This is a genomic window from Virgibacillus sp. MSJ-26 (assembly GCF_018918075.1).
Classification (GTDB): Bacteria; Bacillota; Bacilli; order Bacillales; family Amphibacillaceae; genus MSJ-26.
This window is the reverse complement of the sequence record NZ_JAHLPW010000002.1, coordinates 139,819-164,107: the sequence shown is the minus strand read 5'-3', so window position 1 is coordinate 164,107 and position 24,289 is coordinate 139,819. Positions and strand designations below refer to the sequence as shown.

The window sequence follows — 24,289 nt, the reverse complement described above, 5'->3', positions numbered from 1 at the left end:
ATAATAGATTTTCACTCTCCCAAACTCATTTTGGAGGTGGATATCATGGCAGAAAAGTACAAGATAGCCGAGACAGCACCCGAAACTAGAAAGTTCAAAGTGGACAGTCTAGTTAACGGTGGTTCACGCGACAACACTACTATTGATATCGAGAAAGGCGAATCCTTTCCACCTTCTCCAAGCAGTAACGATGCTGCTTATTGGGTAAAATCTTAACAGACTCTCCCATTAAAAAAGCCCTTAGCTCTCCCCCCTGAGCTAAGGGCTTTTCGTTTAATTATACCTTTCCACACACACTTCTTTATGATGTATAATTTGGAGTGATTGTGCTGTGCGACCCAAAGATGATTGCCGCGCTACTTTCAAATGGGTATTACCTATCTTTAGAAGGGCGGCGAACAGCCGACTTGATCAAAACAGTACCAGATGACACCTCTGTCATGCCATACAAAAAATGAGCATTTCACCATAAAGAAATGCCCATTTCTCCGTTTCGTATCTATTTCCAGCTAAGAAATTCTACTTTACATTTTTCCTCTTTTCAATCATCTTCCTTACAACGTCTGGATTTGTTCCCCCTGTCACCCGACGTCGGTCAACAAAGTAATAAGGATCAACAATTTCTTTCCAGTCTTGTTCTGAAAGCGTTACGTCTTCCAGCCATTTGTTGACCTGGTCCACAGATAGCTCATACAATTCTTTCCCTACGTCATCCGCATTCTTTGAAATAACGCTTGCTTGATGATGCGCTTTTCTGAATGATACGCCATACTCGCGTGCCAAGATATCAGCAAGTTCTGTAATTGTAATCATATTTTCCCGCGCTTGTTGGTAGGCTCGGTCTTTATCAAACTCCATCGTTGTAATGACAGCTTGCATCAAACGTAAGACACGAATAGCTTTACTAAATCCTGAGTAAAAATGCGGTTGTAAATCATCCTCGGTATCATTAATGTCACCGAATGGTGTGTTATGAACCATATGGATAACTGCCATTCCTTCCGCAGCAGCGCTACTCGCTATTGAGCGCGAATGTTCAATGGAAACAGGATTTCTTTTTTGTGGCATAATGCTGCTAATTTGAACGTAAGCATCAGACACTTTAATCAGGCCAACTTCCTTCGATGACATTCTTAAAAATTCCTGCAGCCAGCGCCCCATGTTCGTCATTAGACTAATTAATGATTGAGCTGCTTCAGTTAAATAATCCCCACTGCCAATCGCATCATAGGAATTTTCAATTAAGCCATCGAAATCTAACAACTCGACCATGCGCTCACGATTGATTGGAAAACCTGACGTCGTAATTGCTGCGGCACCCATTGGAGACTGGTTCACCGTCTCATAGGCTTGCTTCAAACGCTCAACATCCCGTTTCAAATTATCATATAAAGCCAGCAAAAAGTGACCAAAGGTTGTCGGCTGAGCTGGTTGCGTATGAGTATGGGCTGGCATAATCGTTTCGACATGTTGCTCTGCTTGATAGAGTAAGGAATCCGCTAGATTTTCTCCATGCTCAATCGTTTTATCAAGATAATCTCGTAAAACGATCCGGTACATCGCTTCGCCCATATCATTTCTACTTTTTGCAATATGCATTTTTCCTGCCAGTTCATCGCCAATCATTTCACCAATGCGAGACTCGACCAAAAAGAATAAGTCTTCATATTCAGCATGGTATTCGATGGTATCGCGATCCATGTTTTCAACCTGTTCAACACCATGTAAAATCGTTGCGGCTTCATCTTCAGTCAATATTTTTTGTTCAGCCAGCATCTTCGTGTGTGCTTTATGAATCATAAACATTGCATCAAATAAATGCTCTTTCTGATCATAGAAAATAGGTTTTAATAAGGTTTCGCTAAATACTTTACCAGGAAATTGAGCCCCATCTCGCTGCTCAAATTCCTCTTTCGATGTAAACATTGTATAATGCACCTCTTCTAATTATAAAATTAAGTCGAGCGGGAAACGCTTCAACTCGAGCGGGAACGGCCTTAGGTCGAGCGGATTCCATCCCAACTCGAGCGGGAGTCACTCTCAGTCGAGCGGCAGCCTGCTCAACTCGAGCGGCAATGGCCTTAAGTCGAGCGGATTCCACCTCAACTCGAGCGGGAGTCACTCTCAGTCGAGCGGGAAACGCTTCAACTCGAGCGGCAATGGCCTTAAGTCGAGCGGATTCCACCTCAACTCGAGCGGGAGTCACTCTCAGTCGAGCGGCAGCCTGCTCGACTCGAGCGAGAAAGAGTCCCGTTCGAGCGACAATCGCTCCAGCCTGAGCCACTGCCACACTCACTAAACCAAGTCCATATCACCGCTCCTTCAAACACCGTCATCTCAAAACTACCAATCTACAACGTATTCTCCGCCTTCACGTCAAAGAATTTATACGTAATAAACATCACAATCGATATGAGCCCGACTTGGATCATTCCGTAAGCAGCCGCTTGCCCCATGTTGAACATCCTTAATTGGTTCATAATCTCAATAGAAATCGGTCGGTTTCCTAATGTGTAGAGTAAGACAGATGTCGGGAATTCACCGACAGCTTGCACAAAGGCTAACAGCGTTCCACTTAAAACACCTGGTAAAATAATCGGAATAATAACTTTTCTAAACGTATAGAACCATTTCGCGCCTAAGTTCTGGGCCGCTTCTTCAATCGTATCGTCAAGCTGATTAAGTACCGCATTCGTCGAGCGAACGACTAATGGTAGAAAGCGGATGAAATAAGCAAGTGGTAAAATCCAAAACGTCCCTACTAGAATTTTTCCAAATGAAAAGACAGATGGTTCATTAAAAGCTAAAATAAGATTCATCCCGACAACCGTTGCAGGTAATGCCCAAGGAACCATCACGAGAATATCGAGTAAATTTTTCCCAATGAATTTACGTTTAACTAAGGTGTACGATGTAATCAGACCGAACACGAACACCCCAGCACAGGCAATGACCGTCATAATTAAACTGTTTTTAACCGGATCCCAAATATGCGGCGTATCAAATAGGAGTCTAAAGTTTTCCAAGCTGAAAGCCGTTGGATATGTTTGCCACGTCCAGGCCCCGTCAGGCACAAGCGATAATAACAACAGTGTCGCATGTGGTAGTAACAATACGATCATCGCTAAAATTCCAATCGTCACCATCGTCCACTTTAATACAGGGTTATTCACTTCACTCCGGTGAGCACCAATTCCTTTGCTCGCCATACGATAATCCTTACGACTTTCATACCAACGCATAAATAATAAAAATCCGATCGAGACGGCAGATAAAATAATCGACTGAGTCGCAGCCATTTCCAGATCGCCATTAATTTTAGAAAAATAAATCTGTAAACTGAGCACTCGGTAACCACCCGCTAATAAAAACGGCGCACTGAATGATGCCATGGAAACCATGAAGACTAGTAAAGCAGAAGCAACAATTCCTGGTGTCAGCAATGGGAATGTTACTTTCCAAAAGACTCTAAATTTACTTGAGCCCAAATTGGCTGCCGCCTCTTCAAGCGACGGATCAATATTATTTAAAGCAGAAGATGTCGTCATATAAAAGTAAGGATACATCGTATAAGCGTGGACAAGTAAAATTCCAGACACCCCGCCAATACTAAACGGCACCTTCGATAAATTAAATAAATCCTTAATCGCATTCGGTACAAGACCAGCTTCTCCGTATAAAAACATGAACGCCATAACCCCTACAAGTGAAGGAAGCACGATCGGCATAATGGCAATATTAGAGAAAAATTGACGCCCAGGAAAATCATAGCGATTAAAAATAAACGCTAACGGGATTCCAATCAGTGCACTAAAAAATACGGAAAGCAATGAAATATAGACCGAGTTCCACAATGCCTCAAAATTGGCTGCCGCTTTCGATCCGAAGAAATCTTTATAGTTTTCTAATGAAAAGACACCATCTTTTCGCAAACTTTCTAAGAACGTTTCAATCGTCGGATAAAGAACATAACCAAGTAAAATAATAAGAACAGGGATTAATAAATATAATGTTCGTCTACGTTCTGCATTTAACATTTATTGATCACTCCCCGACTGTGGCACAATGCGAACTTGATCTTCAGGAATCAAAATATAGACGTGACTACCTTCTTTCAAGTAAGTTTTCGGACCGCGATTCAAATCTGTTGCTTTAAAAGTGACGTCCTCATTCACTTTCACAAAGGTATGTACAGATTCACCTGTAAATTGAACAAGTGACACTTCCCCTTGATAAACATTCTTCCCTTCAACTGGTTCCTCGCTTAAGTGAACGACCTCAGGACGAATTGAAATAGCAAGCCGATCTGCTTCATCATACTCCGCAATATTCAGCTGCGTTTTATTAACATAAAAAGAGTCAGCCATTTTTTCAGAATGATAGACTGATTGATTGTTAACATCTTTTTCAAATGTCACCGGAAACAAGTTTGTTTCACCAATAAACTTGGCTACAAAATCATTGACGGGTTCATTATAAATTTCCGTCGGTGTGCCTACCTGGTGACACACGCCTGTGTTAAAGACAGCAATTCTATCACTCATTGATAAAGCCTCGACTTGATCATGTGTTACATAAACCATGGAAATCCCGTATTCACGTTGCAACCTTAAAATTTCATTTCTCATCTCGTCACGTAAACGAGCATCGAGATTACTAAGCGGCTCATCTAAAAGTAAAATATCCGGCTCAATGACAAGTGCTCTCGCTAGGGCGACACGCTGTTGTTGTCCGCCACTAAGCTGGCTCACTTGACGATCAATAAATTGATCAAGCCGAACTTTTTTAAGCACATCCGTGACTTTTTCTTTAATGACGGGTTTCTTAAGTTTCCTTACCTTCAATCCGAAAGCGACGTTTTCAAATACAGTCATATGAGGAAAGAGGGCATAGTTCTGAAAAACCATGCCCGTATTTCTTTTCTCAGGAGCCACTTTTGTCATATCTCGATCATTAAATTTTACTTTTCCAGTCGTCGGGTAGTAAAAGCCAGCAATCATGCGAAGAGTTGTTGTCTTACCACATCCACTCGGGCCTAAAAATGTAAAAAATTCTCCCTCTTGGATCGTTAAATCTAAGTCCTTGACTGCTGTCACACTACCGAACTGCTTTGTAATATTAGATAAATAAACTGTTGACATGAAACAACAACCTCTCCTCTATAAAACTTGGGGTTTGCTAATCCACTGCAAATACTTACCAAACCATCTATATAAAATAGGGTTGAGACATCACTAACCACTGTTCTCTACTCTAAGTTAATATAGCACTTGCTTAGCGTAGGAAATATACGTAGACTCCTGCGGGAGCAAAGGCTTCGATGAGACCCCACAGAGCGTAGCTCGAGGAGGCTCATTAGCCGCCCGCGGAAAGCGGAGTATATTTCCGTAGCGCTAGTTATTGCAGTTGTTAAATTTGACATTTAATCTATAAAGCAAGTTCGTCCCAACCTCTGTCTACTCAAACAAAATTACAACATATTACTCTTCCTCATCACTCTTATCTTTATCTGTACTCTTAATATTGTTATCCCAGTATTCCATCCATTCGTCTTGCTTTTCTTCAACGAGCTCCCAGTCGAGTTCCATTGGAATGACTTCAGTCTCTTCAATCCAGTCTGGTAGTTCGTCGATATCGTCACGTGTTGGAATTCGGTAATATTCTTCAGCTAATAATTTGGCCGCTTCTGGTGTGTTCACAAACTCATAAAATGCTTCAGCTGCCTTTGGATGTGGTGCGTCGTTAATGACTGCAATTCCTTCCGTGATCACAGGTGTACCGCTTTCAGGAATATGATACCCAAATGGATAATCTTTTTCCTCAGCTAACTGAACCGTATCAGGCATATTCCAAACCGAAACATTTCCAACCCCTTTAGCAACCTGGTTATACATAATCTCTGGGTTCGCTGAATATTCCTTTGTATTGGCATCTAACTTTTCTAACCAATCATAACCTGCCTGCGGGTCTTCACTATCTTTGTAATCATCATAAATGATCGCTGAGAAAATCGTCCGCATCCCACCTGAAGCGAGTGGGTACCTAATAATAATGTCATCTTTCCATTGTTCATCAAGCAGGTCATCCCAATCTTTCGGTGCCTCGTCTTCATCAATTTCCTTCGTGTTATACATAATCACTTGCGGTGTGATCGACGTACCAGACCATAACCAGTCCGGATCACGGTATAAATCGTCTAACGTATCCGCATAAGTCGGTTCATATTCTGCTAATAAACCTTCATCAGCCGCTTGATTAAAGTTGACTTGAGGCGCGCCCCACCAAATATCAGCCTGAACATTATTTTTCTCAGAACGCACACGATCAAGAATTTCTTGAGAACCCATATCTAAAAATTCCATTTTAATCCCATATTCATTCTCAAACTGCTGCTGAAACTCCGTTAAAATATCCGTTCCATGCGGCGAATAAACAACAACCTTCTCTTCCAATTCATCATCTTCTACATCCGGTGCCGACGAATCCGAATCATTATCTCCATCATCCGAACCACCCGCCATACATCCAGCGAGCAGCGCCGCCAAAACAATACCTAAAAATAATAACCAACTCTTTTTCATAACCTTCACTAAAATTACCCCTTTCACCTTAAATATTTAGTGGTAAATCATGTTCCTCCAAAAACAGAGCCACAGCCCCTATAATCCCAGCCTCTTCCCCCAATGTTGTCTGCACCACCTCACAACGTTGCGGCGTATGCTGTCTTATGATGTCAATCAACTGCTCACTAACCAACTGAAAAGATTTACTGACACCACCTCCTAAAATAACAACTTCTGGATCAAAAAGAGAAACATAATTCGCGATCCCAATACCTAAATTATCAATCGCAAAATCAATCACGCTCACCGCATCAGCGTCGTTCTCAGCATAAAGTTCAAACGCCTCCTTGGCCGTGACGGCTCTTCCTAACCTGCTCGATAAACGATGACTAATCGACGAGCCACTCGCCACACCTTCCAAATAGCCATAACCTTCGTAAACAGGTTTATATTTTTCAACATTCTCACGATCTGTGACAATATACCCCATCTCCCCAGCACTATAATTGCTGCCGCGATATAATTCACCATTGATAATAATGCCACTACCAATCCCCGTCCCAATCGCGATATAAATCAAATTTGTTTTATCATTTGCAGCGCCTTTCCAATGCTCCCCTAATACAACACTATTCACATCATTATCAACATAGATAGGAAAATCAAAAGTTTCTTGAAGTTTCTCTCGCACAGGAAAATGCTCCCATTCCAGCGCAGGGGCTTCAATCACAAGCCCTTCCTCCACATTGGTTATACCTGGGACACCTACCCCCACGCCAAGAATATCAGCATCTTCCAGTCGCAACTGACTCTTCATCGAATCCACGCAGCGCTCAATCTCTTTAAATAAATCACTATGTAAATGCTGTTGGGTCGGAAATTCACGATGCGCACAAACTTCACCATTAAGATCAGTCAGTCCTAATGTGACACTTGTTCCACCTATATCAATGCCGATTAAGTAAGATCTCTTTGCATTGAATGCCAACTGGACTGGCTTCCTGCCTCCACCAACCGACGCATGACCGCTCCCCGTCTCATAAATCCAACGGTCTTCAAGCAATTCTTTTACAATCAAAGATACCGTCGGCTTACTTAAACTCAGCTTTTTCGAGATATCTGATCGTGACAACGCTCGCTCGTCGACAATACAATTAAGCACATTTCTCGTATTAACTATCTTACTACCTGCCACACTTTCTCTTTGCATAACATAAACCCCTTAGACATTTTTTCACTTTAACGACCTTGCTCTAAAATGGAAAATTGAATATTTAAAAAGCAAATCATGTATCCGAGTTGATAACTTACTGTCCTTAGTTTCTTCCACTAGTTGAATGTATTATATATGATGTTCTCTCTTCCAAAATCGTATTTTAGAATTGAAGCTCTAATGATCCATTAGTTAGTAAGCCTAACTAACCAATCACCTCGAGTATAATGTAAGCCCTTGCATTTGTAAAGTGGAAAATTGAAAAAATTAGAATAAATTAATGTAATCCTTATCACTAAGCCAAATTAACCAATGATTAAATAGTATTAATTGACTATTTACATTTTTCTACTAAATTGCTAATTTGAAGTAAGAGATTTGTTTTAACATGTCGTATAATTTACTGTTAGTTGGTTAGTTCACTTTACTTACTATGAATGATTCGTTTTATGGATAGCGACACATTTTCCTTACCCCCCCTTTTTTTAAAAATAATCCATAAAACGAGCGCATACAAACGGTAGAACTCTGACCAGACTATGACTAACAATAAGACGACATGTTAACAAGTCCGAAATAAAATGAAAGGGGTTACATTATGAAGAAACTCATTCATATTTTATTCTCACTCACGCTAGTCCTATTCCTTTTACCGATTCATGGATTAGCCGAAACGTTACCACAACATAGCCAGGTACAAGACACGACGCTCGATATGGAACAGGACGATGAATTGTGGAATGTTATAAATCCGTTAAATACGACGGTGACTTTCCTAAACACGGGTGCTCATCCGGATGATGAGCGAAGTGATTTATTGGCTTATCTTTCGCGCGGGCTAGGTGTGAAGACGTCAAGCCTCATCGCCAATCGCGGGGAAGGTGGACAAAATGAAATCGGCAGTGAACTTGGGGATGGGCTTGGCATTATCCGCTCCAATGAAATGATTGAAGCCGCTGACGTGACTGGTGTGAAGGCTTATCATTTAAGTGAAACGACGTCCGATTCGATTTATGATTTTGGTTTCTCCAAATCTCCTGAAGAAACGCTAGAAAAATGGGGCGAAGATTTAACGTATGAGCGATTTATCCGTTTCATTCGTGAGTATCAGCCGGATATTGTGATGCCTTCGTTCCGTAATGTAGAGAATCAACACGGCCACCATCGAGCAGCAACGATTTTGAGTGAGCAAGCGTTTGAGGACGCCGCCGATCCTGATGTGTATCCTGAACACTTAGACGAAGGGCTATCTATTTGGCAGATGAAAAAATTATATTTACCTGCCGAATCAGAGGACACGGCGACAACGTCACTTGAAATCGGGGATTATGATCCTATTTACGATATGTCATACCCGCAGATTGGCGAGGCGTCACGCTACCTGCATAAAAGTCAGGGGATGGGTAATGACATCCCTGTTGAGCCAAGACAATTTCATTTAGAATTAGTTGACCATTCCGTCGACGATGATGGTGATTTATTCTCAGGCATTCCATACGATTTTAACGACTGGGCAGACCTCGTTACGAATCAAGGCTTGAGCAACCAACTAAGTAAACTACAACAAAAACTAGATACCATTGTCGATGCTTATCCAAACCGCGACGACATCTTCCCAGAAGCACATCAAGCATTAAAAGACGTCGAAAAAGTAATGAAGAAAACGGAAAACACAAATCTAGACGCAGATCTTAAACACGATTTAATACACAAATTAGAAATTAAAGAAGAGCAATTAAACGAAGTCAGCCTCGTCAGCTCAAGCCTTGACATAGAAACGACTTTAAATTCACCCGTCCTCACGCAAGGTGAACAAACAACTGCCACGGTAAAAGTCGAAAACACCGGCTCGCTCACCGTGAAGCATATCGAGTTAGCACTTGCCGCTCCTAATTCTTGGGACGTCGACGGCTCCAAAGACATTAGCAAACTCGAGCCTGGGGAAACAGAAACTCTAGAATTCAACCTCACCGTGCCAGAAGAGGCGACGCTTTACCATCCATATGATGAACCAGTTGTCCAAACAAATGTCTCATTAAAAGAACGAGGCGCCACGTCCGAAAATACTTTGAATTTCGAGGACACGGTCGCTGTATTACCTGATATAAGTCTCACGACACATCCTGAAAACGTCGTTATTAATACCGCTGAACTGCAAGATAGCTACACCGTTGCAGTTGAAGCTAAAAATTACTTTGAAGGTGAAAAAGAAGCAAATGTTTCTCTCAATCTCCCAGAAGGATGGGAAAGCGAACCAGAAAGTCATAAGATAAATTTAGAAGAACGTTTTGATACCGAGCAAGTTGAGTTTTCAATTATTCCTCCTGAGGATATTGACGAGGGTGAATTCGATATTCATATTAAGGTAGTATCGGACGGAAAAGAATATGATTCAACTATACAAGAAATATCGTACGACCATATTAATCATGAATACTTTGAGTACCCTGCCAAAGTACACGCAACAAGTTTTGAACTGTTAAAACCAGACAACTTAAAAATCGGCTATATTGAAAGTGGCTTTGATGAAGTCGCTGATTATTTAGCAAATGTCGGTTTTGATGTAACGAAATTAACAGAAGAAGATTTAAGTTCAGCGGATTTAAGTGAATATGACACAATCGTCACTGGCATCCGAGCAAACTTAGCACGCGAAGATCTCATCGCTAATAACGACCGCTTAAAAGAGTATGCGGCTGATGGGGGACATGTCGTTTTCCAATATCATAAACCAGGGGATAATTGGGATATCGAGGAAACACTTCCCTATTCACTGGAAATTGGCATGCCATCCATCGAATGGCGGGTCACTGACGAGAGTGCTCCAGTCACGATGACACAACCTGATCATGATTTATTTAATTACCCAAATAACATTACAGATGCTGACTGGGACGACTGGGTTCAAGAAAGAGGACTATACTTCCCGATGAACTGGGATGACAACTTTGAAACATTTGTCAGCATGGCAGACCCAGATGAAGAGCCTTTTGACGGTGGTATTCTTATGGCAGATTACGGTGAAGGAACATATCTTTACACAAATCTCGTCTTCTATCGTCAAATTGCCAATCAAGTGCCCGGCGGTTACCGAATCTTTACAAATTTAATAAGTTACGGACAGGACGATGACCAAACAGACCCCGAAGTTGATACTGTCAATGAGATTTTGGAATTAGTTGACCAGTTTGCTGAAGAGGGAGCGATTAAAGATGAAGAAGTTGTTCGTTCATTACAACTCCACCTCATGGCATCGAGCCACTACGAAAATCAAGAAGAAGGTGAAAAGTTAATTAAACATATGAACGGCTTCAAAGACCTTATAAATTTCTACAACGACAATGAGCAAATAGCTAAAGAAGTCCATGAATCCCTTACAACTGCAACCGATACTGTCATTGAAAAATGGGAGTAATATTATTAAAATGACAGCATCAGCCCCTAGATGTGTACTATCTAGGGGCTGATCTTTTTTATTTGGCAATATAGCTCTCGAGCGAGAAATGCTTCAGGTCGCGCGGGATCTGTCTTAGGTCGAGCGGAAACCGCCTCAACTCGAGCGGAAACCACTCCAACTCGAGCGGGATCCACTCCAACTCGAGCGGGATCTGCCCCAACTCGCGCGACAATCCCACAAAGACGATCTGCAGTACCGGGTACCCATGCAAGACTCAAACCAAGCCGCACTCCAAACCGAATTCCATAATAGGTAAAACCTCAGAGCGAGCAACATTTTCAACCTTATCATATAATCCAACTAGGTTTAAAAAAACTCCCCTTATTCTAGCCAAAGCTAATAAGGGGAGCTCCTTTTTTCAACAACCATCTATCGACTACACCATCGCTATTTCGCTATTGGCTCTTCCTCCATTTTGCTCTTATCATCTGTCGGCCGTAACACAGCAAACAATACAGCTAAACTAATAACAACAATACCAAGGCCTATCCACATATTTCCAAATAGTCCTAATCCTAAATAACCCAAACTCGCTATAAATGCCGCAACAAGTGCATAAAGTAGCTGGGTTGTTACATGATCCATCAACTCAGAACCTGCCCCTGTCGCAGATAATATCGTAGTATCTGATATCGGCGAACAGTGATCACCAAAGACTGCGCCTCCTAGCACCGCCGCTAGCACTGGTAATAAAAGAGAAATATCTGTTGATCCAGCAATTTGCCCGGCAATGGGTAATAATAAGGCGAATGATCCCCAAGATGTCCCCGTTGCAAAAGCTATAAAACCTGCCATAATAAACACAATTACTGGCAATAGGGATAAACTTATATTAGATGATTCAACAATCCCCGCTAAATAATTTCCTGTCCCCAACTCACCAATTAAAAACGTGATTGCCCATGCAAAAATTAATATTGCAAAAGCAGGAAGCATTGATTTAGCTCCTTCAATCACACCTGTTTTAAAGTTTCTCATAGATAGTTGTTGACTACGTAAGTGCCTTGAAAACAACAAGAATGTCGTAATCACCCCAATAATCCCACCACAAAATAATGCGAAGTTCACATCCGCTTCACCAAATATATTCATTAATGTTTTGTCGCCCTCAACTGCCCCAAAGCCAGTAATAAATATAATAACTAATGTTGCGATAAATAGAATCCCGATTGGTAAAATTAAATCACTTATTTTATTTTCGTTGCTCATTGGTAGTTTCGTCTCAATGTCTATCTGCTCTTTATTTTCTGGATTGGACACTTCCCCAGTTTCGATTGCACGATTTTCATGTTTCTTCATCGGCCCAAAATCAACTTGTCTGAGTGCAATGACTAGGACGACTCCTAACGCGGCCCATACATACAAATTCATCGGAATCATCTTAATAAAAGCTTCAAATGCCCCATACTCCGTTACATTTTGTGCTACAAGGATAGAAGCAATGATTCCAATAATATAAGCGCCCCAGCTTGATATGGGAGCAACAACCGAAACCGGAGCGGCTGTTGAATCAACAATATAAGCAAGTTTTGCGCGGGACACCCGATGTTTATCTGTCACCGGCCTAGCGATCGGGCCTACGGTTAAACTATTAAAATAATCATCAATAAAAATGACAATCCCTAAAAACATCGTCATAATTTGCGAACTTGAACGCGTTCTCACTCGTTTAATCATCCAATCACCAAAAGCTTTTGTACCGCCCATCATACTAACAAAAGCCGTCATTATACCGAGCATCAACACAAACAACAAAATATACACATTTCCCGTATTTAACGCATTATCTTCCACAAAGACTAATCTAAATGACTCCCATATAAGTGAAAATGATTCCGGGAAATTGAAACTAGCAATAAAAAAAGCTGAAGCAATAATGCCAACACCAAGAGATAACAACACTCTTCTGGTAACAAGCACCATAATAATGGCTAGTATCGGCGGAACTAACGACCAGATTGTATTATCCATCCATAAAGACCTCCTTAGAATTTAATTCACTAATTTAAAAAATAGTTTTACTTAAATGTGATAAGTTCTAATCTTCTGTAAATATTTTCTTTTCCAGAGATACGAGGGAGAACCCAGTGATTGACTATTCAACCACTGGGTAAAATAAAAGTTACTGCCACTTTTTAATTACAGATTGAGTGTCAATTTTTAAAATGCCGTATAATTTATCAGAAATCGACTCCTGATTTTGGTAATGATTTAGTAATAACTCAAAACCTTCCATATGTTTAATAACTTTTGATCCATCTTCCTTTTTCACATAATGATTAACCGACTCTAAATGTATTTTTAGTGCTTTTTTCACATCATCGTTTTCTATTTCACTTTCATAACGATTTACTCGTTCTATCATTCCAGATACAGTTGTCAGATTTGTTTCATCACTGGGATAAATGGCATTTGAAAACAATCTAAACAAATGTTCCGGATGTGCTCTAAAGCTTATTTCCATTCCTATAAATGTGACTCCAGGATGATGACCTTTCGCTATAACTGGCTGTCCCTCTGCTGTTTGACTATTTTTCCAGAAGCCAGCTTGAAAAAAGTCCTCCTCAGCATATGAAGCTACTAATCTATCACTTTCTAAATCCGTATACCATGTTGGGTTATAAACAAATCCAAAATCATTATCTTCATATCCCTTTGTCAAAGACGTATCACGGTAATTAATCTTCACAATACCATTGCTATTACGTCCTCCACTATTAACTGTAAAATCAGCTAAGCCTAGTTCAGTGGCTTCTTCAGATGCATTGGCCCCAATCGCAATGTATTTTCCACCATCATCTATAAATGTCTCAATTCTCTGTTTATATGAATCACTTTTATAATTAGCACTGCCATTAACAACCAAAACATCATAGTCTTTTAATCCTTTATCCTCTACCTCTTTAGGGTCTATTTCATCCACCTGAAATCCAAGAAGATTCAACGCTGTCAGTGCTCCAGGTTGTCCCTGAGTCTTTAAAAGGGCAACTGAGACTTCTTCCAGTAAAGTAGAATGTTCAGGGATTGATTTAGTCTTTAATAAAAGACCTTGTGTCTGCCTTACCATCTCATCTAATCCTTCTTCAGATTCAATATAAAAATGTCCATTATGTGCTTTATAAACTGAATAATTGTTCTGTATCAACTCGTTCACTAATGCGATAGATTCTACTGAACTATTTTTAAGTTCATATGGACCAACCCCGTCTAATTCACTTTCTAACTCAACCTTTTCTACATCACTAAGATCTAAGTCAACTGAAGAATGTGTTGCAATGGCATCAAATCCCCATAATTCAGGTAAACTCCATCCTGAAATATCATACATAGCACTTACTTGATCAGTAATATCCTCTCCGTCCCACAACAAAGTGTTTGCTAATCCTGCTCTTGCTTGGTTCATTTTTACTATATATGTTCCCTCTTCGTAATGCTCACCATCAATAGTGAATGAAGTTTCCGCTTCCTTAACTTCAATTCCGCTTTTCAATAAATGATTCACAGCCTTCATCGTTACAGATGAATCTGCCTCATCAACAGGCAATACATATGCCCTTGGAAAGAAATCATCTTCATTTTGAGGGTGATCAAAGTCAACGCCGCGCCTAAATACTTCTATTTGATCACTTAACATGTCAATCTTATTTTCCGTAGCAAACTTAAGTGCCCCCATAACAGTATGGTAATGCCAGTCAACACCGTCTACACTATTCGTTGGTGTTTCTAATGTGGCGACATACGCTCCATGATACATTGTGTATCCAGGTGTGAAGATTGGTGGATAATCATCCCATCCATCTTCAGCATCGCGATACGGTATATGGGTACCTTCCATATTTCTATACATTTCGTCTTCAAAGTTATCTCTATTTTCAACAACTTCTTCTTCCATTGCTTCTGCCTGTTTTAATGCCCACTTAACATATAAATCATGTTCATTATTAGGGTTATGCGGCGCGGTTGTTGGCTCTATAAGCCCAGGGGTTTCATTTGATCGTATAACATAACCGTGTAAATCCAAATGAACCATCGGCAACCAATCAACAATTAAGTCAATGTTTGCATCAGTTTCCGATTGTGAAATGGTTACAAAATCACGGTTTAAGTCATACCCATTACTATTTTGTCGTGTTCCTAAAACACGTCCGTCTGGATTTGCAACAACATTGAAAACTAATATATTGTTATCAAGAATCTCATTCGTTATTTCGTCATTTTCATAACCAAAGCGCTCAATAAGCTTTAGTACAGCATCTGTACCCGCATATTCATTACCATGAACTGACCCATTGATCATAAATGGAACCTTTACATCAGGATTCTCATCTACGTATTCCTGTGCTTTTTGTGGATTTTCAATCATTAAGTCACGTAAATTTTCTGACTCTTCCATTCCTTCATCATCTTCAGGGTCAAAAATAGTAACTGCATATAAGTCTAATCCAAGAGCAGATTGCCCAATTACTTCTACAGAAATGCGATCACTTTCTCTTTCATGTTGTTCAAGTATTTCACCTATATCTTCATATGGAACAGGATTATAAGTTGTTTCCGCATAACTCGTTTTAACCCCTGGTAAAATAATTAAAGCAGCTATAAACGCAATAAAAAAGGGAAAGATATAACGTTTTTTCAACATATACACTCCTTTTATTAGTAGAAGATTTTTAATAACATCATTATTTCATTTACTTAAACAACTTTTAAACAACCAATGTAAACGCTATCATTATTTTACGTAAATAAATCCCTCCTCATCACCTTTATTACTTTTCATTTCTTTAAGCTAAATATCTGGTTGTAATATTAAGGTTATGGTTTTTCTATGACTGTTATTACTAATGTAAGGTAAATTTCAAATAATTTCAATAGGTCTAAATATACAAAATATTATATCAACTATTAACTCTTACTCATCGGATTGCTGTAACCCATATTTATTTCCAAGAAAAAAGTGCGGATGCCTTTTAACAACCTACACACTCCTCGCTACCAAACAAAAAAGCTATCTCTGAGAACTAGTACAATTCTCATGAGGTAGCTCTTTTGTTATTGTCAAAATCAACTATTGCCAACCACCTAATAAATAATTAGCATATTGATGAAGAATGGATTTTGCTTTGTCGGAAATCAATTCTTGATCCTGCATGACACCAAGCATCTGTGTTAAATTAGTCATATGCTTGCTCGCTTTGTCTTCCTTCCCTGTCTCTGCAAAGTGATCAATCGCGGTCAAATGCATGTCAATCATGCGGGCAGTCGTCGTATCTATGATTTCTCCCTCATCCACCAAGAGGTCAACACGATTTTTCATTTGATTGATGTTTCCTTCATTCACTTCTGTCGCATCAATGCTTTCAATACCCGTCTTTGACAATGAGGTCACCCCGTAAGCATAGAGTTGTTCGAAATCTACTTCTTCGTCAAAGAATGATACAGAATCACCTTCGTTATAGGCAATGCCGACAACATTATCTGGATTATGATAGTCAATAGTCTCGCCCACTTCAGAACGATAGATGGCAAATTTTCTAGCGTCCTCATCTCCATGCTTAATATTGATTGTCATTCCACCAGCCTCTCTGATAAGTTCAACATCAGCTGGTTGCTTGGGAGCTGCTGATCCATTCCACGCAATTTCCGGTGTTAATGCTTTCTTATTGTATATTTCTTCTTGAATAATATCTTGATAACCAATCTCGTTAGCTAATATATCGCGAAGTGTGAAATGCATTTGCCCCTTCACTTCATCGTTACTCCTGTTATCAAGAATCTGCTCAGGCAATTCACGTGGATTTTCCCATGCTTCATCAAAGTTATTGTTCACCTTGTAATCTGCCATCCCGATGTACAGATTGACGTCATAGTCCTTCGTTTCATTGCTCCACCAGTCAAGAAGAACAGAATAACTCGCTATAGCAAGATCTCTAGACCAATAGATTTGTGGGGTGATGTAGTCGATAAGCTCTTCCTGAATCCAATATCGACTATCAGCAAAAAGGGCGTCATAGTGCCCCTGTCCATTTGTCTCGCTTCCCGTTGGGTCTTCTGATACATTGCGCCAAATACCTGAAGGAGAAATTCCGAATTGCACCCATGACTTCATCTCTTTAATTGATAGATTGATATTTTCCACAAGTTCATTCACATTATCACGGCGCCAATCTCCTATATCATCAAATTCTTCACCATATTCTTCATAGGTCTCTTCATCATCAAAGTCAACACCCGGATAAAAGTAATCATCCATATGCACTGCATCAACATCATAAATTTCAACAAGCTCTTCAACCGTTTCAATTAAATAGTCTTGTACTTCGGGAATCCCTGGATCAAGATAATATTGGCTGCCATGATGCACCACCCACTCTGGATGTTTCACCGCAATATTATCCTCATGCAAGTCGTCAAGCGAGTCACTTGCCATTGTCACGCGGTATGGATTAATCCAAGCATGAAGTTCTATTCCGTAATCATGTGTGATTTCAAGCATGATTTCTAGAGGATCATAACCTGGGTCCGTTCCCTGCTCTTCGCCTGTAATATACTTTGACCACGGTGCCAGTTCTGACGGATATAAGGCATCTGACGTCGGCTTCACTTGGAAAATAACGGCATTGAAGTTCTTTCTCTCTAGCTCCTCAATAGTGGACTCAGCCCACGCCCGATATTCTACTTCATCCATACCCGGCTGCAAATCAATATTAGTCACCGTGGATATCCAAGCTGCTCTCATTTCATATTTTGGATAATCGTCCTCGCTATTGAATGCGCTTACATGAAAGGGATTAAAAGAAAACATTGAAAGTAGAAGCACACTCATAATCAACCATGTCAATCGCTTACTTTTCATCATATACAATGACCCTCACTTTAATAATATTTTTTATTATGTTAGGTCTGGTTGATAATGTTAAAATCACATTCCCTGCAAAGTTATTTAACAAAAAACGATCTCGTCCTTTCCTGATTCGGCAGAACGAGATCGTAACTTTTATTGCGAAACATCATGATAGTTGGTTTGGATCATTTTCCTACCAATTGAACTATTAGTTAAATCTTTAGTAGACTTGCTGCCTATTGCTAGACTTACTTCTCTTCTCCTTCTCCCTGAACAGCAGTAAACGTCCACTCTAACTCCAACTCAGCACCTTGCAAGTTGTTCTGATCCTCACCATCATCCACGAAAGTGAACTTTACAACCAGGTCATCTACGTCCCCACCAGCTTCAAGTCCTGAACCTAGTACTGGATCCAGCACGTGTTCACCCACTACTTCAGGGTTCATTTCTTTAAGTTCATACAGTGTCGTTTCGTAAATCACTTCGTCCGCTTTGTCAGCATTATACATAAACTCTACTTGAATATGCTTGGCAAAATTCGCAGCCCCGTCAACTGTGTAATCTGTCTCTAGAAACACTTTGTCAATATCAAGCGTTCCATTGTTTTGCAGTTCAAAGTCGCGTGTAACAGAATCACCAGGAGTCAACTCATCGACATCCACAATTGTCGTTGGGTTAGCTGATAAATCAAGCGTCCCCGCCGCAAACGTATTACTCGTCGTCTCACTATCACTAAAATAAGCGAATGTTCCTCCACCGACTAATGTTAGACCAAGTGCTGCTGACATAATTCCCATACCAATTTGTTTTTTGATTCCCATTTTAACATCCTCCTGTTTTTTAATTTTCATCGATTTTTAGCGCTTTCTTTTCTTTGTCAAGTTGGCGGAAAGCTTGCCAAATCATAAATCCTGAATAAAACAACAACAATACTCCAGGTACAATAAGAAGCAGTGCAGCCCCTTCAGCCGTATTAGTGAAGTTTAGGACATAACCTAGATACGGAATCGTAAATCCTGTATAGGAACCCACGATATTCTCTGACATAACTGGGTCTATATCCGCTGCACTGTTGGCATCACCTTTTGTAGTATATACCTCACCATCTTGCTTAACTTCGGTAATTCTGTGTGTGATGAGAAGGTCGTCTTCTGTCCTGAACGTAATAACGTCGCCTTTCTGATAAGCTGTTGGATCTTTAGTTTCTTCAATGCCGACGATTGAGCCCGTTTTAATGTCCGGTTCCATTGAGCCTGATAACACAGTTTTGAGTTGATAGCCAAATAAGCTTGGTTCCCCACCAGAAGCTTTTGTGGAGATAACTAGAAACAAGGTTAAAAGCAGAACGATGAACAAAACTGTTGTTACTAACGAGCTCATTACTTTTAAAATACGTCTAACCATCATGTTGTTCTCACACCCAATTCATTCAGTTTAAAGGCCATATTATTCCTTTTCATCTGTATCTTCTCCTTGGTTATCCGTTTTTTCTTCCACTTTTTCATCTGATTCAACATCATCTGCCTTATCTGCTTCCTCGTCTTTATCCTCTGTTTCTACTGCCTCAGATTCATCAGCTTCATTGTCCTGTTCATTTTGTTCCGGTTGTTCTTCTGCCTTATCTTTTTCGCTTTTATCCGAATCTTCTTCTTCTTTTTCATGTTCTCCATTCATCTTGTCTTCATCATTCTGTTCTTCCTGATCTTCGTCATCAAATTCATCAGCAACTTCAATTTTTCCCGAAATCGTTTCTGAACTTGTGAAGTGAGCCGTCGTTGGTGCAACCATTAGTGCTGAAATTAAAAATGTGAGATATACCAGGGTAGAAAGTTGGAACCAAATTCGCTTTTTGAAAGAAAATATTTTTAAAATGCTCTGTCTTGATGTTTCCTTTTTATTTTCCAAAAATCTATCGCCTTCCGTCTTTCGTTTCTTTTTAATATGATGATTCAATTTTTTCTCCTCCCTGGTATACCTTTAGAATCCCCAGTCCCTGCTTATCACAGAGACTGATTTGATCTGTTTAATATCTATTAAGCCGCTTCTTCATCTTCACCCGATGATTGCCACTTTTCAATCAAATAATCCGCATGTTCATGAAGCAACTCGGCTCCTGATTCTGTTATTTTTTTCAATTGATGCATTGTGTCAATGAGCTCTTTTAAATTGTTCATATGTTTAACAGCTTTATCAGTGTCCCCTGTATTTTCGTAATGTCCAATGGCCGTGAGTTGCATATCAAGCATGCGCACCATGGCTGGATCATTAATGTCTCCGTCTTGATGAAGTCTTTCAACGACATCTTTCATAACGGCAATACTGGAATCCCTTTCAACTGTTAATGTTTCTATTGTTTCATGACCACCCAAGTCAACAACTTTGAATTCAAATTCATTTGTACCAAGTTCAAGATCAAGATCAACGTCAATGGTCTTATCAAACTCGTGCATGCCGTATGGCTCAGTCTGTTCATGTTTATACACTTCGTCCCCATTGACATACAATTTAATGTCGTCAAAGTTATCTTGGACTTTCACTTGAGCGTTAAGCTGGTCTTCATTCGTTTTCTCAGCCGCTTCCACTTCAATGGATGCTTTTTCTGAGTCTACGAAATAACGACGACCAATTTCAGTTTCATTTCCGGCATTATCAACCGCTTTAATATGGTGGAAATAAAACCCGTCTTCCTCATGAGTCAATGTGTAGCTGAATTCATATTGATCTTCGGCTTCATTGTAGACGAGGTCTGCTTTTTCGCCATCAATCGTTACTTCCTTAACACCAGATTTATCTGTAACGTAACCGGAAAACTCAACTTCCTTACTTGATTCAACGCCTAAGAATTCAGGTGTTAGTAAGTGTAGATCAGGTGCAGTCGTATCTTCCATTTCATTAACGTCGACTGAAGCCTCATTTCCAGCATAGTCAACCGCAACAACTGACAGGATTTCATCTTCCTTCAACTTTTTAACAAGTTGATGTTCTGTATCGTCCTCACCATATGGCTCATCAAGAACAGACTCCCCATCAATTAGCACGTCCCAGTAAGCAAGACCACTACCATCTTCATTATCTTCTGCGTCAACTGTAACTTTTTGTGCATCTTCATCAAAGTCGGCTTCAAGTTCTGGAGCCGTTGTATCTAGGACAACTGGAATTTCAATCGACTGCCATTCAGCTGTATCCCAGTCGATTACAGCTTCCGCTTGTAGATAGTACTGTCCTTCTGGTGCCACCTCTCCATCAATCTTTCCATCCCAAAGTCTAGAAGATGATAGAGAATACATTGGCGCAGCGCCACCATCAAAATAACTCTTTCTTACATTAGATTCGGTTGTAATGGTGCGTACTTTTTCTTTATTTTCATCCAAGACGTTAAAGTTCGCTTCCTTTGCATTTCTCAGGAAGGATAAAATCATCATGACATCATCTTGAACCCCGTTATCATTTGGTGAAAAAGCGATGTTTTCAGGATTGATTTCTCCTGTTTTTATATCTTCACCAAGGAATCCAAAATCATCATCTCCGAGTGACGTCACTGCGCCAGTCATGCCGTAAAACGTGTCTTCATCCCATTCTGGCGTATCAAAAATTGGAGCACTGTCCCACTCACCTTTAAAGCCGACATATGGAACATGCAACTCTGGATTGACATCTTGTGGATCTGTTAAAGTTACAAAACCTTCTAACCAATAACCATTAGAGAAAAGTTCTGACAACTCACCATCTACCTCATTTAAATCAAGCGTAACAGTTATTGTTTCCTTACTACTTGCAGGAATTTCAACTGTTTCAATTTCTTCGCCGTTTACTGATGCAATTCCGTCAAGTTCCATAGATCCAAATAAATTCGGTGCAACGATTTCATCATCACCGTTTTGAACAGGTTGATCTGTCTGTGCATTGGCGTTCACTTCATAAGTGACTGCTTCATCCGTGTAGTTTTCAGCAATCAGTTCAAACGTGACTTCATTTTCCGTTACTTCCTTCAAAGCAACTTTTGCTTCATTTGTTTCTTTTTCAGTCACGATAACAGGTGTTGATAATGCTTTATGCAATTGCATCAATCCCGCACCTTGCCTGCGTGGTGAAACAAATCCTTCTTCAAATTCAACAAGCTTTCCACTATTCATCATAATGTTTTTCGCTTGAAGCACGCGATCTGCATTTTCAAGACCGAATTCTTTATCAACATATTCTAGAACAAGAGCAGCTCCTCCGGCTACATGCGGTGCAGCCATTGACGTTCCACTCATTAGTCCGTATTCATCATTTTCTAAAGTTGATAGAATTTGTCCGCCAGGTGCTGTAATTTCTGGCTTAAAATCAAGGTTCGGCGTTAGACCCCAAGACGAGAAGTCGCTCATCTCGCCTGCATCAGGATTATCGATATACGTCGTTTCACCGGTAAACTCAATCGTAACTTCTTGTCCATCTTTCAAAGCTTCTGCCAACCTGTCTCCATCACTTTTCAACATGAATAATTGCGGAATTTCAAGATCATCCTCTGTCGCCATGTTGATGATACCATCTTCGTTGTTATAGATGAAAACACCTAACGCTCCGGCTGCCTGTGCGTTGAGAGCTTTCTGACCAAATTCAAGCTCACCGCGCTGAACGAGTGCATATTTGCCCTCAACATCTTTTCCTTCAAAATCTTCTGGTGCACCAAGTCCTGCTTCAACCACTTCAAATTCTGTTTGATTAAAATCTGATGGATGTTCATTTCCAGCTGATAAAAATGGTGCGATACCCGATTCACCATCAATTGAGTAATCAACCGCTTCTACTTCCATATTAGAGTTTTCAAAAGAAGCAACTTGTAATGACTCATACGAGACACCCGGTGATCCACTGACACCATAGTCAGGATTGGATGTTAATGGATAATAAAATCCATCTGCGAAAAGCGCTGAATTACCACCTGAGATAGACATCAAAATACCGTTATCTACCGCGCGGCTTACCGCTTGCTGTTCAGGTGATTCGTCACTCACAAACCCAGCAGGAGAACCAAGACTCATATTAAGCGCGTCAACCCCTAACTTGATCGAATCATCAATCGCTTTAATATAAATGTCTCCATAAGTAGAACCCATTTCTGGATCATTACCAAACACTTTTAATGCAAATAACTGCGCTTCCGGGGCAATCCCCATAATACCGCCGTTATCTTCGTCCCCATTCGCTCCAACTGTTCCGGCCACATGCATCCCGTGCATTGAAGCACCTTTTGCAATGTCGCGGATTTCATCATTTTCATCCATGTAGTTGAAACCATAAGGAACTTTATCCGTGTAAAATTTACCCGGCAAATCATGTTCATCAATCGTTTGATTAACAGAGTCTTCTGAGTGAGCGGTTTCAGTATCTTCAGAAAGAACCATGTCTTGGTGATCAGGATCAATTCCCGTATCAATGACACCTACTGTTAACCCTTCACCCTTGTAACCATAGTCACGCCAGGTTTTTTGAGCCTCAACCAATTCCTTACTATATTTCATTTCTGGTTGAACTTCGGGCTGCTTGTACTCATTAACGATATGAACCGACCTAACTCCTGGTAGCTTTTTAACAAGCTCAAGGTCGCCTTGTTTCATCTCGGCACTGAATCCGTTAACAACAGTCGTGAACTCTTGTAAGTAATTCATCTTGACATTACTAGATTTTATTTTAGACTTCACGGTTTTCTGTTTAGCCTTTGCTTGCTTTTCAAGCTGCTGTTTCTCTGTTTCTTTTAAACTATTAAAGGTAACTCCCTTTTGAGTCGCCTTTTCTATCGGAGACAGATCACTTAATTCGACAACGACCCTGACTTCTTTATCCGGATCTTCAGTCTGTTTCAGCTTGTCAGTCTCGCCCTTTTTTTCAAGGGTTTCAGGTAACGTCTTTACGGTAGGTCCAGTATTTGCACTCACATATGTAAAGTTACCTACGATTAATAATAGTGCTAGTAGAAATATAGAAATCCTTTTGAACATAGACTTCCTCCCTATTCTTTTGTCTGTGATTCTATTACTTTGGCACCTCCTTACTAAACTTCTTACTTAATATTCTGTCATATCTAAATAGTACATAATATCACAGGAATGGTCTAGTGCACTAAGGCCTAGTCAATTAGAATTACTGAATGGAATTAAATGGTAATCACCACCCTATTATTGCCTAATTATCTTCGAAGTTTAGTCAATCTGTATATCTATTAAATTGAATTG

General features: G+C 40.2%; 16 protein-coding genes. 2 read left to right on the top strand and 14 right to left on the bottom strand.

Translation table 11 applies throughout. The features are described 5' to 3' along the window. Positions 1-45 precede the first annotated feature (45 nt). Complete coding sequence (locus KQI49_RS01305; protein WP_216486025.1) at positions 46-216, top strand: YjzC family protein; 171 nt, start codon at positions 46-48, stop codon at positions 214-216. Positions 217-519: 303 nt separating this feature from the next. On the opposite strand, the gene argH is transcribed toward KQI49_RS01305, so the two are convergent. The 6 genes from argH to KQI49_RS01275 all read right to left on the bottom strand — a co-directional run bounded on the left by argH (position 520) and on the right by KQI49_RS01275 (position 7,773). Next, a complete protein-coding gene (gene argH / locus KQI49_RS01300) occupies positions 520-1,926 on the bottom strand; it encodes an argininosuccinate lyase (RefSeq protein WP_216486023.1) in 1,407 nt (468 codons plus the stop codon). After that, positions 1,901-2,296, bottom strand: coding sequence for a hypothetical protein (locus KQI49_RS01295; protein WP_216486021.1), 396 nt, complete (start codon positions 2,294-2,296; stop codon positions 1,901-1,903). The genes argH and KQI49_RS01295 overlap by 26 nt, the downstream gene beginning before the upstream one ends. A 55-nt stretch (positions 2,297-2,351) precedes the next feature. After that, a complete protein-coding gene (locus tag KQI49_RS01290) occupies positions 2,352-4,037 on the bottom strand; it encodes an ABC transporter permease (protein ID WP_216486020.1) in 1,686 nt (561 codons plus the stop codon). Next, positions 4,038-5,141: an ABC transporter ATP-binding protein gene (locus KQI49_RS01285; protein ID WP_216486018.1), complete on the bottom strand. Its 1,104-nt coding sequence runs from the start codon at positions 5,139-5,141 to the stop codon at positions 4,038-4,040. A gap of 339 nt (positions 5,142-5,480) precedes the next feature. After that, complete coding sequence (locus KQI49_RS01280) at positions 5,481-6,581, bottom strand: extracellular solute-binding protein (RefSeq protein WP_216486332.1); 1,101 nt, start codon at positions 6,579-6,581, stop codon at positions 5,481-5,483. Between the two features lie 28 nt (positions 6,582-6,609). Continuing rightward, entirely contained in the window at positions 6,610-7,773 is a 1,164-nt protein-coding gene (locus KQI49_RS01275) for an ROK family transcriptional regulator (protein WP_216486016.1), read from the bottom strand. 601 nt (positions 7,774-8,374) lie between these two features. Here KQI49_RS01275 and KQI49_RS01270 point away from each other — a divergent pair. Then, on the top strand, positions 8,375-11,191 hold the full coding sequence (locus KQI49_RS01270) for an FIMAH domain-containing protein (RefSeq protein ID WP_216486015.1): 2,817 nt from the start codon (positions 8,375-8,377) through the stop codon (positions 11,189-11,191). Between the two features lie 41 nt (positions 11,192-11,232). Here KQI49_RS01270 and KQI49_RS01265 read toward each other — a convergent pair whose 3' ends face one another. The 8 genes from KQI49_RS01265 to KQI49_RS18800 form a co-directional block, all read right to left on the bottom strand. Then, positions 11,233-11,451: a hypothetical protein gene (locus tag KQI49_RS01265; RefSeq protein WP_216486014.1), complete on the bottom strand. Its 219-nt coding sequence runs from the start codon at positions 11,449-11,451 to the stop codon at positions 11,233-11,235. 169 nt (positions 11,452-11,620) lie between these two features. Beyond that, positions 11,621-13,204 carry a Na+/H+ antiporter NhaC family protein gene (locus KQI49_RS01260; protein WP_216486013.1) on the bottom strand — a complete coding sequence of 528 codons (1,584 nt, stop codon included), beginning with the start codon at positions 13,202-13,204 and terminating at the stop codon, positions 11,621-11,623. Between the two features lie 151 nt (positions 13,205-13,355). Next, entirely contained in the window at positions 13,356-15,872 is a 2,517-nt protein-coding gene (locus KQI49_RS01255) for a M14 family zinc carboxypeptidase (protein ID WP_253286600.1), read from the bottom strand. 426 nt (positions 15,873-16,298) lie between these two features. Next, positions 16,299-18,089: a glycoside hydrolase family 10-like protein gene (locus KQI49_RS01250; RefSeq protein ID WP_216486011.1), complete on the bottom strand. Its 1,791-nt coding sequence runs from the start codon at positions 18,087-18,089 to the stop codon at positions 16,299-16,301. A gap of 233 nt (positions 18,090-18,322) precedes the next feature. Beyond that, a complete protein-coding gene (locus tag KQI49_RS01245; RefSeq protein WP_216486010.1) occupies positions 18,323-18,895 on the bottom strand; it encodes a TasA family protein in 573 nt (190 codons plus the stop codon). Between the two features lie 19 nt (positions 18,896-18,914). Then, complete coding sequence (sipW, locus tag KQI49_RS01240; protein ID WP_216486330.1) at positions 18,915-19,478, bottom strand: signal peptidase I SipW; 564 nt, start codon at positions 19,476-19,478, stop codon at positions 18,915-18,917. Positions 19,479-19,520: 42 nt separating this feature from the next. Further along, on the bottom strand, positions 19,521-20,027 hold the full coding sequence (locus KQI49_RS01235) for a hypothetical protein (RefSeq protein ID WP_216486008.1): 507 nt from the start codon (positions 20,025-20,027) through the stop codon (positions 19,521-19,523). 80 nt (positions 20,028-20,107) lie between these two features. After that, positions 20,108-24,055: a S8 family serine peptidase gene (locus KQI49_RS18800; protein WP_216486006.1), complete on the bottom strand. Its 3,948-nt coding sequence runs from the start codon at positions 24,053-24,055 to the stop codon at positions 20,108-20,110. Between the last annotated feature and the right edge of the window lie 234 nt (positions 24,056-24,289).